10 protein-coding genes and 1 tRNA gene are annotated in these 14,068 nt (G+C 38.7%); 6 read left to right on the forward strand and 5 right to left on the reverse strand.

Translation table 11 applies throughout. The features are described from left to right. The first annotated feature begins 310 nt into the window (after nt 1-310). The gene (locus tag MXE38_RS00845) at nt 311-754 is read left to right on the forward strand and encodes a hypothetical protein (protein WP_246910072.1); all 444 of its coding nucleotides are present in this window, start codon (nt 311-313) and stop codon (nt 752-754) included. 675 nt (nt 755-1,429) lie between these two features. Here MXE38_RS00845 and MXE38_RS00850 read toward each other — a convergent pair. After that, on the reverse strand, nt 1,430-4,291 hold the full coding sequence (locus MXE38_RS00850; protein ID WP_246910075.1) for a valine--tRNA ligase: 2,862 nt from the start codon (nt 4,289-4,291) through the stop codon (nt 1,430-1,432). 447 nt (nt 4,292-4,738) lie between these two features. Here MXE38_RS00850 and mltG point away from each other — a divergent pair, with 447 nt between their 5' ends. The 5 genes from mltG (at nt 4,739) to lptG (ending at nt 10,634) form a co-directional block, all read left to right on the forward strand. After that, nucleotides 4,739-6,001 carry an endolytic transglycosylase MltG gene (gene mltG, locus MXE38_RS00855; protein ID WP_246910077.1) on the forward strand — a complete coding sequence of 421 codons (1,263 nt, stop codon included), beginning with the start codon at nt 4,739-4,741 and terminating at the stop codon, nt 5,999-6,001. 448 nt (nt 6,002-6,449) lie between these two features. Then, nucleotides 6,450-7,148 (forward strand): dTMP kinase, encoded by a 699-nt coding sequence (tmk, locus tag MXE38_RS00860; protein ID WP_246910079.1) that lies wholly within the window; start codon nt 6,450-6,452, stop codon nt 7,146-7,148. Between the two features lie 32 nt (nt 7,149-7,180). After that, nucleotides 7,181-8,338, forward strand: coding sequence for a hypothetical protein (locus tag MXE38_RS00865; RefSeq protein ID WP_246910082.1), 1,158 nt, complete (start codon nt 7,181-7,183; stop codon nt 8,336-8,338). Between the two features lie 83 nt (nt 8,339-8,421). Beyond that, nucleotides 8,422-9,546 (forward strand): LPS export ABC transporter permease LptF, encoded by a 1,125-nt coding sequence (lptF, locus tag MXE38_RS00870; protein WP_246910085.1) that lies wholly within the window; start codon nt 8,422-8,424, stop codon nt 9,544-9,546. Between the two features lie 14 nt (nt 9,547-9,560). Next, nucleotides 9,561-10,634: an LPS export ABC transporter permease LptG gene (gene lptG, locus MXE38_RS00875; RefSeq protein WP_246910087.1), complete on the forward strand. Its 1,074-nt coding sequence runs from the start codon at nt 9,561-9,563 to the stop codon at nt 10,632-10,634. Between the two features lie 268 nt (nt 10,635-10,902). Here the strand turns inward: lptG and MXE38_RS00880 are convergent, their stop codons facing one another. The 4 genes from MXE38_RS00880 to dapD form a co-directional block, all read right to left on the reverse strand. Further along, nucleotides 10,903-11,130: a hypothetical protein gene (locus MXE38_RS00880; RefSeq protein ID WP_246910090.1), complete on the reverse strand. Its 228-nt coding sequence runs from the start codon at nt 11,128-11,130 to the stop codon at nt 10,903-10,905. Between the two features lie 236 nt (nt 11,131-11,366). Further along, a tRNA-Leu gene (locus tag MXE38_RS00885) sits at nt 11,367-11,453 on the reverse strand. Nucleotides 11,454-11,596: 143 nt separating this feature from the next. After that, nucleotides 11,597-12,070, reverse strand: coding sequence for a hypothetical protein (locus MXE38_RS00890; RefSeq protein ID WP_246910093.1), 474 nt, complete (start codon nt 12,068-12,070; stop codon nt 11,597-11,599). An 847-nt stretch (nt 12,071-12,917) separates the two neighbouring features. Beyond that, nucleotides 12,918-13,760 (reverse strand): 2,3,4,5-tetrahydropyridine-2,6-dicarboxylate N-succinyltransferase, encoded by an 843-nt coding sequence (gene dapD, locus MXE38_RS00895; protein ID WP_246910096.1) that lies wholly within the window; start codon nt 13,758-13,760, stop codon nt 12,918-12,920. Nucleotides 13,761-14,068 lie beyond the last annotated feature (308 nt).

Below are 14,068 nucleotides of genomic sequence, written 5' to 3' on the forward strand. Positions count from 1 at the left end.
AGTAGAAGTTTTATTAATTCACCAAAAGTGAGCTAAAACGCAAAAATTGTCATTTTATGCATCGAATTAAAGCAATTATCTTTTCTTGTTCTATTGAAAGTTTTCCAAAGTTCTTTAACAACTATACCTGCCTTGGAGTAGGTATTATCTTTAATGATGTAGACAGTAAACGAACTTTCGGAAACTTTCACTAGATCAATTTTAGGTATCGTTGCATTATTGTTACAGTAACATTTTCCTCCTAAGGAGAAACTTAGAAATATAGTTTAGGATAAGAGAAAAGACTAATAGTACAAGGAGATTCTATTTTATGGCCAAGCATAATAACAAATTGTTCTTTTGGCTAAGCCTCATCTTTGGTTTTGTTATGGGTGTAGTCATGATCTTGTTTTTTGGCTCTGGTAGTGCTCAGGCTCAGACCAATCAAAGAGTTACCCCTACTAATCCTTGTGCCCTTTATGCAAGTTTACAAAACAGCCCTTCTAACAAGATAGTAAAAGTGCAAGTTTTAGGTAGTCAAAATGGGGTGGTAGGAGTCATGGTCTTGGGCTTGCCAAGAAAAGTGAATGCCACTTTAAATGGTATGGATATTTCACGCCTTAAAAGTGACTCTAGGCAGATTGTTTGTGGAGCTAAGGCTGTAGGTGAGTTAAGTTCTTATGATTTACGCTCTACTAATATGGATGCAGGTTACTTCCAAATTCAAGCTGATCACTTGTCTGATGGCCAGTCAGTAACTATTAGCAATAGATAGTTGAAGTTAAGGCTGAGCTTGCTTGATTAGGAGCTGCCACACTAGACAACACCTTGCGTATAGCAGCACTTTAATTATGATAATTCTGACTGATAATAGCATTTAGGTAGATCGCAAACAATTAAGCAAGAATGATTGATGTGCTTTTTGCACATTAATCATTAAGTTAATTAAATGCCCATACAGCTAGATAAATATTGTGTAAATTAAGAAAATACAAGATAGCTATTTTAGCTAATGTTTTAGTGTGCGTGCTTTTGCAAAATAGTTGAGAACATACTATAGAGTCAATCAAATAAGCTAAGCTGTCTGTAGCAGGGGATTAGTGCTTGGTAATAATTTAAAAAAACTCTGTGCTTTAATAGCAAAGGTACACTCTAAAAAGAGTAGATAAAATTATTGTGGCATTTTCCTTTTAAGGCATTAAGAAAATTAAGCCCTCTGGCTTTAAACATCCCCAGCGTTTAAACCTCCACAGGTTTTAAACCTCCCAGATTATAAACTCACTATGCTCTAGGCCCCAGGTTCTGGCCGTAAGGCTTTAAAACCACTTATAGCTTTAAAAACGCTCATACGTTAGTTGAGGGTGGGCAAGCCAAAATAAAAAAGTGCATCATGGAACACCACGATGCACTTTTTGATTAGCTATTAATTAAGTAGCTCTAGAAGCTCCTATTAGAGCTTGTTGAGCTCTTCCATTTGAGCCTTAATCTTAGCTAACTGCTCCTTATTGAGCTCTACTTGGGCCTTAGCACCTTCAATGATCTTAGCTGGAGCCTTGGATACGAAAGCTTCGTTTTGTAACTTAGCCTCACCACCCTTAATTAAGCCCTCTAACTTAGCAGCCATTTCACCAAGACGCTTGAGCTCATCTTCCTTGTTGATGAGATCCTTCATTGGAATTAAGACCTCAGCCTTATCAAGAGGCTTGGAAACACAAGGAGGTAAGCTCTCAGAGCCTACAAAGCTTGGCTTCTCAATATTGCTTAATAAAGTTAAGTAGTTAGAGTAGTTCTCAACGCAATTGCGCTCGAAGTCGCTAGCACCACGTAACATAACGCTTAAGGTTAAAGCTGGGCTGGCCTTCATTTCTGCTCTTAAATTACGTACGCAGGTAATAAATTCCTTGATCCAAGCAATGGCCTTTTCAGCCTCTTCATCTTGGGTATACTCACAAGCTTGTGGGTAAGGGGCAGTCATAATGGTCTTATCATTATTCATGCGATCAAGCATAGGAGCAGTTTGCTGCCAAATGGTCTCAGTAATAAATGGAATTACTGGGTGAGCCATACGTAAGATAGTCTCTAAGACATTTACTAAAGTATAAGAGGTGGCATCCTTTTGAGCTTGGGTAGCATTCTCATCCTTTAAGATAGCCTTAGTAAACTCTAAGTACCAGTCGCAGTATTCATTCCAAATGAACTCATAAATAGCAGCAGCTACTTGGTCAAAGCGATAAGCATTCATGTGACCTTCAACGGTCTCAATGCACTTAGAAAGCTTAGAGAGAATAAAGCGATCAGCTAAGCTTAAGTCCTTATCCTCTGGCTTATTGAGCTTATCAGCAGTTACGTTCATTAAAACGAAACGTGAGGCGTTCCAAAGCTTGTTACAGAAGTTACGGTAGCCCTCTAAACGCTTCATATCCCAGTTGATATCACGACCATTAGAGGCTAAAGCACATAAAGTAAAGCGAAGAGCATCAGTACCGTGTGGAGCAATGCCGTCCTTAAATTGCTTGCGAGTACGCTTAGCGATCTTCTCAGCAATTTGTGGCTGCATCATGTTAGCAGTACGCTTAGCAACTAAGTCCTCAACGCCAATACCGTCGATCATGTCGATAGGGTCTAATACGTTACCCTTAGACTTAGACATCTTCTGGCCTTCCTCGTCACGAATTAAGCCAGTTACATAAACGGTGTGGAATGGAACTTGAGAGGTGCCATCTTCATTCTTGATAAAGTGCATGGTCATCATGATCATGCGGGCAACCCAGAAGAAGATAATATCAAAACCAGTAACTAATACTGATGTTGGGTGATACATCTTCATAAACTCAGTTTCATTTGGCCAGCCTAAAGTGGAGAAAGTCCATAAAGCTGAGGAGAACCAAGTGTCTAATACATCTGGATCTTGAGATAAAACAACATCATCACCAAGCTGGTACTTTTGACGAACTTCTTGCTCGTTGCGTGCTACATAGACCTTACCATTTTGGTCATACCAAGCAGGAATACGGTGGCCCCACCATAATTGGCGAGAAATACACCAATCTTGAAGGTCACGCATCCAAGAGTAGTACATATTAGTGTATTGAGCTGGTACAAACTTAATGCGACCATCCTCAACAGCCTCTAAAGCCTCTTTACCTAAAATCTTGGCACGTACATACCACTGATCAGTAAGCATAGGCTCAATTGGTACACCACCACGGTCACCAAAAGGCTGAGATAAGGTGTGATCTTCAGTCTTCTCTAAGAGGCCTAACTTCTCTAAGTCAGCTAATACAACTTCACGAGCCTTGAAGCGCTCTAAACCACGTAAGTTCTCTGGAATGAAGTCAGTAGTCTCAGTAGATGGCTCACCATTGGTATCACAAACTTCACCGCAGTTGCGAACACAAGCATCTTCTGTGAAGATGTTAACCATTGGTAAGGAGTGACGCTTACCTACAGCATAGTCGTTAAAATCGTGAGCTGGAGTGATCTTTACACAGCCAGTACCAGTTTCCATGTTGGCGTGCTCATCAGCTACGATAGGAATACGACGACCAACTAAAGGTAATTCTAAGAACTTGCCTACTAAATCATTAAAACGCTCATCATTAGGGTTTACAGCTACAGCAGTATCACCTAATAAGGTCTCAGGACGGGTGGTGGCTACTAATAAGTAATCCTTGCCTTCCTTAGTCTTAAGGCCATCAGCTAATGGATAGCGGATGTACCACATAGAGCCCTTAACTTCTTTGTTTTCTACTTCAAGATCAGAAATAGCAGTACGAAGCTTAGGATCCCAGTTAACTAAGCGCTTGCCGCGATAGATTAAGTCTTCATCATAAAGGCGAACGAAAACCTCGAGTACAGCCTCTGACAAGCCATCATCCATAGTGAAGCGCTCACGAGACCAGTCTACTGAGTCACCTAAGCGGCGCATTTGTCTGGTAATGGTGCCACCAGATTGCTCTTTCCACTGCCAAATACGATTAATGAACTCCTCACGACCTAAATCATGGCGAGTAAGGCCTTCCTCAGCGGCAATCTTGCGCTCAACCACCATCTGAGTTGCAATACCAGCATGATCAGTACCTGGCTGCCATAAGGTGTTATCACCCTTCATGCGATGGTAACGAATTAAAGAGTCCATAATGGTCTGCTGGAAAGCATGGCCCATATGTAAGGATCCAGTTACGTTAGGTGGTGGGAGGGCAATAGTAAAAGAGTTTTTAGAGCTGTCGCCATTAGGCTTAAAGAAACCCTGCTCTTCCCAGTTTTGATAAATTTTGCTTTCAAAATTTTCTGGTTGGTAGGTCTTATCCATAATAATTTAATCTCAAAGAGTCCTAGACTAGATAAAAGTAAAACAAGCTCTTACAAAAGCACCAGACAAGCTCTCACAGGTAAAAAACCTCAGGCTATGCCAAATTGCACCTTAAGTTAAAGTTACACTTTGGCATAGCTTGGTCTTATATGACATGATGCCATTCAAGCTAATTAAACTAGTGCTGGGGCAGAAAAACTTATCTTTAAATATGTATTAAAGTGTGATTTTACTCTAATTTTAACTTTCTTTAGCGTTTTTTCTACTTTTGTAGCTAATAGTATTTATTTAGTAAGCAATAAGACTTATTGCAAACATGGCTGCAATCTTGCTTGATTTTCTTTCGTGTTTTATAAGGGTAAATTAGGATAGTGGGATGTGAGCCCATGTATAATTACGCTTTATTTTAAAACTTTGGGGCTCATCTATAGGATGTAGGGTTTAATTATGAATGAACAAGAACAGCGTGCAGCTATGTTGAAGGCCCGTGAGCAAGCTAAACGCGAATATCAAAAGCTTAAAGAGCAAGAGCGCGCTAATAGCCCTCATATTCCTAAGGCTCATAAAAAGGGCAAAGGTTTCTTATTCTATTTTGTATGCTTTATCTTAGTATCAGTCATGGTATTAGGAAGCGGAGCATTTTGGGGCTATCGCCAGTTAGAAGCTATTAACACTATGGTTATTCCTGCTCAAGAGGAGCCTTTTGAGCTTAAGGATGGTGCCAATTTAAATACAGTGGTTAGAGAGCTGGCAGGACATCAATATCATGAAATATTGCTCAATATTTGGGTTAAGCTTCATAGATTTGAATATCCAGTTATTCAAAAGGGCCCATATCTTATCGATGGCGTTAAGACTTTACCTCAAATTCTTACTGATATGGCTCAGGGCAATATTGTAAAAATCAAATTGCCAACCATTCCTTTAATTGAAGGCATGACTGTTTCTATGATTGAACGTCGCCTTAATGCCCGTGCCGACTTAGTGCAAGACATAGCTATGCACAAGGCTTTTGCTAATCCTAATGCTTTTATTAAGCAAACTTTAGTGAAAAAGGCAGAGGATGAATCATTATTACAAGCCATTGGAGGCAGCCATAATACTTTAGAGGGCTTATTAATGCCTGCAACTTACGAATATGAGCCAGGCAAAACTAAAACTATAGATTTGTTATCTCAAGCCCTAGTTAAAATGGCTACATATATGAGAGATAGCTATATTGATAGAGATCAAAGCATAGATGATGTGATTGTTGATCCTTATCAAGTGTTGATCTTAGCCTCATTAGTGGAAAGGGAAAGTTCACTAAAATCAGAGCGTGCTTTAATTGCAGGAGTATTTTTAAATCGCTTGCGTAAAAACATGCGTCTGCAAACCGATCCAGCAGTTATGTATGGTGTAAGTCCTGATTTTAAAGGCCCATTGAGAATGTCTCAATTACGTAAGGATACTCCATACAATACCTATACTAGAGAGGGTCTGCCACCAACTCCAATTGCTATGCCTTCTGTAGAGAGTATTGATGCTGTGTTGCATCCAGCGCAAACCAAGGCTATTTATTTCGTAGCTAAAGGTCCAGATCCTCAGCAAGGACACATCTTCTCTAACACCCTACAAGAGCATAACAATGCTGTAAAGATCTATCGCAAGGCAGTTAGAGACTATAAAAATGCGCTTTTAGAGCAAGAGAGTATGGACAATCACAAGTAGGTCTCCAAGTGCCAAAGCCCAGGCTATAGCCCAGGCCTTGGCACTGGCCCTGGCTTTGGCCATAGCCTGAGCCCTTGCTCAATCCCATGGCTTTGCCCTGGACTTTGATAGGTCTAGGCTTGTAACTTGGGATGGTTCTTAAACCCCGCTATAGTTTTGCTGTAGGCGGGGTTATTTTTTTATATGTTCTGCTAAGTATAGTAATAAATTAATAGAGCTTGATAGAAGCTGATAAAAACAGCCAAAGATAGGGTTAGCAAAGTAGTAGGTGTGTGTCTAAATATGGCGGATAATGCAATAAGTGTTATACTACAGGTATTTTTTTCTAAACTAAATTAAGAGCACTTGAGCTAACTTTTGCCATTGGATTGCTCTTTTAGTTAATTTTAATTGGGAGCCTGGTAATAGTTTTATATTCTATTGGGGCTCTATAGTCTTAGGAATATTCATGGAACCGTCAGTTTGCAACAGTAACAAGATCGCTGGCAATAAATTACCAGGAGATAAAGGTTTATTTATTACCTTTGAAGGTGGTGAAGGCTGTGGCAAAACCACTATGGTTCCAATGCTCAAAGAGCATTTAACTTCCTTAGGCTTTAAGGTTGAATGTACCCGTGAGCCTGGTGGTACTAAAATAGCTGAACAGATACGTAATATTTTGGTTACTAAGGATGAAGAAGAGCAATTAAATCCTAAAACCGAATTGTTATTGATGTATTCAGCACGTGCTCAATTAGTAAATAGCAAAATCAAGCCTTTGCTTGAAGAGAGCAACACTATTGTTATTTCAGATCGCTTTGACTTATCAACAGTTGCTTACCAAGGTTATGGCCGTGGTATTTCCTTAGATGAAATTGCTGCTCTAAGACAGGTGGCCATAGGTGACTTTAAGCCTGATTTAACTTTACTCTTTGATTTGGATATTAAAGAGGGCTTATTACGTGCTAACAAGCGTAGTGCTGCTGATCGCTTCGAACAAGAATCTTTAGACTTCTTTTACCGTGTGCAAGAGGGCTTTCAAAAAGAATTACAGCATCATGCTCACATGAGTTGCGTTATTGATAGCTCTAAGTCCATTGAAGAGGTTAAAGAGCAAGTAATTGTTGCTGTTAATAAGTTATTAAAAGCTAAAGGTTTTGAGATTTAAAGATTTTTTGAGCAATAACAGAGGAACTTAGAATGCTTTATTCTTGGCTACAACCATATTATGAGCAGTTTTTGAGCTCACTACAGACTGGTCGAGTCAGTTCTTCTATTATTATTGCAGGTGATGAAGGCTTAGGTGGTAGAAGATTAGCTTTAGCTATGGCTAAGGCCTATCTGTGTCAAGATAAACAAAGTACTGGGCCTTGTAATCAGTGCCGCTCTTGTTTGAGTTTTGAACGTCTTATTAATAAAGATCTAAAAGTAGCTTACTCCTCAACTGTTGAAGAGGCTAAAAAAGATCAAGACTTTACCTATGACTGTTCAGGCTTAATTGTTCCTCCTGCCTCTGGGGCAGTACGCTCTATGCGTATTGATACCATGCGTAAAATTCCAAGCTTTATTTACGAGTCAGCTGCTGGTGGTGTAGGTAAAGTAGTAATTATTGATGGGGCAGAGAAAATGTCAGTAGGGGCAGCTAATGCCATCTTAAAGACATTCGAAGAGCCTTTGCCTGGAACAATGATTATTATGCTAGCTAAAAGCTTAGAACAGCTTTTGCCTACTATATTATCTCGTGCCAGCAAAATAGTGTTAAAAGACATTGATGAGAGCGAAGCCTTAGAGTATTTACTTAATCCTGCTAATCAAAAACCTCCTACTATCGTACGTAAAGATGTTGATCTACAGGAGCAGCAAAAAGAAGAGCAGCAAGCCTTAGAAGCTTGTGAAGGCTTAAATACTCCTATTGACGATAAACGAGCTTTGATTGCTTTAGCTCTTAATTCTTATGCTCCTTTAAGAGCTATGAATATGCTGTTATCAGGTGATGATATTAAAGCTTTAGAAATAGTACAGACTCTCATTGCCAGCATTAATAATAACAATCCTTATGATGTGGAAGTCTTAGCTAAGCTTGATACTTTGCTCAAAGAGCAGCAAATTAATTTATTAAGAGAATTAGTACTGGAAGTTTTAAAGTATAAAGCTTATGTCCCTGTAGAAAAGCTGCCATTGGTGTACTATGGCAATGCTCAAATGTTAGAGCGTCTTAGTGCCGATCATCTATTTGAGGCTTATGACATGTTAAGCCATATAGAAGATAAAACAGGCCAGATAGGTCAAAGAGCGCCAACCTCTTTAATGCGCTGTTGGTTGCAAGCTTTTAGAGCTGACTTGAAAGCGACAAAATAGCCTCATCTGGCTAGTTTTGTACTTTAATATTTTCGTATCATGGGACATAGTTGCAGTTAAATTTTTTTTGAGAAGAGATAGTTGTGCTGTTAGATAAATATATCTTTAAAGAGCTATTTAAATCTCAACTAGTAGTATTGCTAGTTTTGCTCTCAATCTTTGTTGGTCAAGGCATTGTACGACTTATGTCTGAGTCTGTGGTCTCAGGTCTACCTCCACGATTAATTGGTCTCTTTTTACTTTATTCTCTTCCAGACTTTTTAGTCTATTTAATGCCTCTAACTCTGTATGTGGCTATTATCATTACTTTAGGACGTATTTGTTCTGATTCTGAGATGGTAGTTATGAGAGCAGTAGGCTACTCTCCTATGCGTATTATGATAGTAACCATATTACTAGGCATAGTTACCGCAGCTGCTGTAGGCTACGTATCTTCTGTGTTGACCTATCAAGCAGCTAATGCCAGAAACTCATTAGAGCTCCAAGCCGCCAATGATCCTGAGTTTTTGCCTATTGAGAGCGGGCGCTTTGTTGAGTTTGGTATGTACAATGTTTATGTAGAACATGTAGATAACAAAGGCTCTAATAACAAAGATATTTCAAATATTTATGTTATTGAAACTGACTATAATGGTATGTTTAGGCCAACTATTACCGCAGCTAAGGAAGGCCATATTAGTATCGACCCTGAGGGCACTCGCTGGTTAGAGCTCAAAGATGGTCGCCGTTATGAGTCTGATTTAGAGGGTAATTTTAGACAGGGACACTTCTCTGTTTTTAGAGCGCCAGTATCAAGTAATGTCACTGAAGCTAGCAATAACAAGAATAAAATTGGCAGAACTAGCACTTTAGAACTTATTAATAATGCTAATACCGTTCAAGAAAGACTGGAGATTCAATGGCGCTTAGCTCCTATTTTCTCTACTTTAGTTCTTTGTATAGTGGCTGTACCTTTATCAATGGTTAACCCAAGACAAGGCCGTTTTGCACGTTTAATGCCTGCGATTTTAATTTACGCTGCGTATTATTTGTTCTTAATGTCAGTGCGTAATTTTATAAATACAGGTGTATTTGGTATTTTCCCTGGTTTATACATAGTTCCGTTATTATTCTTGTTTTTGGTAGCTATACCGTTGAACTTACCAAAATCACATATTAAGCATATTAGACACACTAAGAAAATGTCCCAAGCTAAGTCTGAGCATTAATAATAGGATTAATTATGGGCTTTAATATCATTGATCGTTACATTGCCAGAACAGTATTGGTCTTTATCTTAGTAGCTGCTATAGCCTTATCTTTTTTATCAGCTATTATTACTTTTATTGATCAAACACGTCACTTAGGCCAAGGTAATGTGGATTTTATGTTCTTGCTCTTTTATGTAGCTTTAAGAACACCTTCACTTACTGTGATGCTCTTTCCTATTGCGGTGTTAATTGGCTGTGTAGTCGGTTTGGGTATATTGTCCAAAAACTCTGAGTTAGTGGTCATGCAAAGTATAGGCATGTCCAAAACTAAGATTATTTTAAGTGCCTGCAAAATGATTTTCCCTATAGCTATCTTAGTGGGCGTTGCAGGACAAACAGTAGTACCTGAGATTAAACAATATGCTGAAAGTAGTTATAACTTTGCCAGCTCTGAGGGTCGTTTATCTCGTGTAGGCTGGGGCTTTTGGATTAGAGAGGGCAATAGCTTTGTTTATATTAGACGAACTATGTCAGATAACTCTATTCATGAAATTTCCCGCTATGATTTTGACGGTACTAAGTTATTAAAGCGTAGCCATGCTGCTACTGGTCTTTATAATAATGAACACAGCAATTGGGACATGTTCAAAGTAAGAAGTTATATTTATGATGATAAGAACATTACCATTGAAGATAAAGATATTGAACACTGGGATTTATATTTAACCCCTGAGCGCTTAGAGGTATTTAATCTTAATAATGAAGAGCTTACTGTGTATGAGCTGCTTGATTATATTGATTATTTAGAGACCAATAATATTAACTCTGACCGCTACCGTACCGTGCTTTATAAAAAAGTACTTATGCCACTGTCTATTATTGTAATGCTGTTATTAGGTGCTTCTACAGTGTTTGGTAGTTTAAGAACAGTTCCAATGTCAGCTCGTGTATTATTAGGTTTGCTAATAGGTTTCTTGTTCTATTTAACCAACGAAATCTTGCCAAACTTTACCTATTTAGTAGGACTGCCTCCAAGTATTGGCGTGTCCTTACCGCTAATCTTCTTTACCCTAATCTCAATATTAGTACTTAATCGCAATGTCTAATAGCCACCTTACAGAAGGCAAGATTTCCATAAGAAGTCTTGCCTTATAGCAAGCTCGCTGTATGGCAATCTTGCCTAATGGCAAGCTTGCTTACTTGCTTGCAGGACATAAGCTTTTCTAGCTCTATGAAAAAAGCTTGCTATCGTTTGGAACATAAAAAAGGCCATATCCTAATAGTTAGGATATGGCCTTTTGCACAGTATTATTGGGGATTCTTTAACGTAAGCGCATGAGTAAGATTCTTTGGAAAAGCTGTTAAAATGGCCGTTTAGTCGTCGTCATCATCATCGTAGTCGTAATCATCGTCATCATCATCATCGTAATCGTCGTCGTCATCGTCAAAACGGGCTAAATTTTGATTAAAATTAACTCCATTTTGATCCACTTGAAGCTGAAAATTGTCGGTATTTACGCTAATTCCAGCAGCCTGAGCTGGGGATAAGATATTAAAGCATAGAGCTATGAGGGCAAGTGTAGATAGAATGAATTTCATCATAAGACTGATCCTTAAGCATATGAGCGCTACTGCAAGTTAGCTTGAAAACTACAATCATTAACTAAAGTTCACTATATTAGAAAAAACATAGCTAAAACTTAGGAAAGAGGGCATAAAGACCAGTGAAAAGAGATAAATTTGACTTAAATCGCACTATGGCTTTAGTTTTTGCTAGATACAACATTTATATAAAATAAAAGCTCAATTAAGAGCTTAATTTAAGATACTTCGTATCTTGGTGCCAAAGATGGGACTCGAACCCATACACTATCGCTAGCGGCGGATTTTGAATCCGCTGCGTCTACCAATTCCGCCACTTTGGCTCACGGGTGCTCATTTTACAAAGCTTAGCCTCTCTTGTCTAGCATTTTTTTTAAAATTGTTAAAATTGCATCAACAAATTAAATTTAGCTAAGCCTTAAAATCTTTTCACCATCATCAAAGGTGTAATTTTCTAAAGAATAAGCTACATAGAGCTCATAATACTATAGAAGGCACCTGTAATAACTACGCAAGCTAGTGCAACAACTAGTAATTGCATTACCATACGCTGGTAGGCAACACCCAAGAAGAAGAATGAGAACATCAATAGAGAGCTAAAGATGATCATTGGAGTTGATGGGTATAAAGCAATTAAGGCAGTGAGCATTACGAATAAGCCAATCACAAAAGTGACCATAGAGCGGCGTTGCTTAGCTTGCATTTCAGCTTTACGCTTAGCCTCACGCTCTTGTTTAAGCTTGCGCTGCTCCATTACTTTGTTCTTAGCACTTTCAAGCTTGTCACGACGCTCTTTAAGCTTTTGCTCTTGCATCTCTCTTAAAGAAGGCAAGCGTCCAGTGCTAGTAGCAGCTGCTGAGGAATTTGAAGCCTCAGTGCTCGCACTTGCTGAGGCTTTATCTTTCTCTGGTTGTTTAGCTTTGGCTTTATTAATGGCCATGATGGATCATTGCTCCTACAGAGGCGAAAAGATTATTATCAAAAGGTTGAGACTGGTACAACCTATCAATAATTTTCCATATTAAGGGCAAGAGCCCTAATAATAAAAGTTCACAATATATTGGTATAAAAAGGCGTGAACGTTAGTTGTATTATTACCTTTCTATACATATACACCATATTGCTTTGATGCTTAACGGTGTTTTGTCTTGACTAAAACAAGTTAAACTGTGCCACAAAACTATAACGGCATTATATAAATTATTCTTAAGTTTATCTAAGTTAACTAAGCATAAAATTGACCAAAGAGAAAAGGCAATCTTTACTATTATATCTAGGTTGTAGATAAATTTCTGTTAAATAAGCTAGATTTTTGATAATAGTTTGATTGATTTAAATTTTATCTCTCGCAGCTTTGGGACTTAGTAGTGATAATTTTAGGCAATTTTAAGAATAAATGCAGCGCATTATATAGTATGACTAACCATAGTGCGCCAAAAAATATACACAAAAGTGATATTGTTTTTCAATTTTCCTAAATTTTGGCAACTAAAGCTAATAGCATGCCAAATTTTAAAGAGCAATGCTTAATCATATCCCGTAATAATACCATGCTAAAAGCTGCTAGTTAGTTCATCAAGTGTTACTCAACAAAAAAGCCCGCATACAGCGGGCTGTTCCTACACAAGGTGGGGCTGTTCCCACACATGGCGGGACTTATCCCACACAAGGCAGGTGGTTCCTACCTAGAGTGGGAATTGATGACATGGTGCAGACTTTTAGGTGCCAAGTATTTCTTGGTAGCTGCGCCATGGGCTGGTTAAAAAAATTGGGGCTAAGAGTGTTGTTTAGCGTTGCATCTCTTCTTCGGCTTGACGTAATAAGTCGTTAAGACCAATCTTAGAGCGGGTCTTCTCATCAACACGCTTTACGATTACAGCTGCGTATAAGGAGTACTTGCCATCCTTAGATGGGAGGTTGCCAGAAACAACTACTGAGTATGGAGGAACCTTGCCGTACATGATCTCGCCAGTGGTACGATCATAAATACGAGTAGATTGGCCGATGAATACGCCCATAGAAATAACAGAGCCTTCACCAACGATTACACCCTCTACCACCTCAGAGCGAGCACCGATAAAGCAGTTGTCTTCAATAATGGTAGGGCCAGCTTGAACAGGCTCTAAAACACCACCAATGCCTACACCACCAGATAAGTGAACATTCTTACCAATTTGAGCGCAAGAACCTACAGTAGCCCAAGTATCAACCATGGTGCCAGAACCAACACGAGCACCGATGTTAACAAAAGAAGGCATTAAAACAACGTTAGGCTCTAAGAAAGCGCCCTGACGAACTACTGCACCAGGAACGGCACGTAAGCCCTCTTGAGCAAAGCGCTCAGCACTATAGCCATCAAACTTTAAAGGTACTTTATCGTAATAAGCGCCACCAGGGATTTGAGTTAGGGCATTGTCCTTTAACTTAAAGGAGAGTAATACAGCCTTCTTTACCCATTGATTGGTAACCCAATTGCCATCAATTTTCTCTGCAACACGTAAAGAGCCATCATCTAAACCAGCGATAACGTCGTTAATAGCAGCACGAACATTAGGATCGCAATTGTTCATGGAGATGTTGGCACGATTTTCAAAAGCATTATCAATAATGGCTTGAAGTTGTTGGGACATATTACTAAGTTCTCCTTAAATCTTAATAGGCAAGCTTAATCAAGCAGTACTAAATAGTGCCTAAATATTATCCCATAGCATATTTCAGTCAAGCAAAAGCCCGATAAAGGTAAGATCTTTATCATCAATTGAGTGATTTGGATAAATTTTGCACAAAATAAAAGCAAAAATATCAACTGCGCACCATTATTGTCATTAATGATGCCGTGTTACTGATTGGTGGCTGAGAAATGATCTCTTATAGTGCAAAAAAGCACTCTTTACTCAAACTTTTAGTCTAGCAAAGAGTACTTTTTAGTATTAAGTCT

It is taken from the genome of Anaerobiospirillum sp. NML120448, assembly GCF_023050945.1.
Classification (GTDB): Bacteria; Pseudomonadota; Gammaproteobacteria; order Enterobacterales; family Succinivibrionaceae; genus Anaerobiospirillum.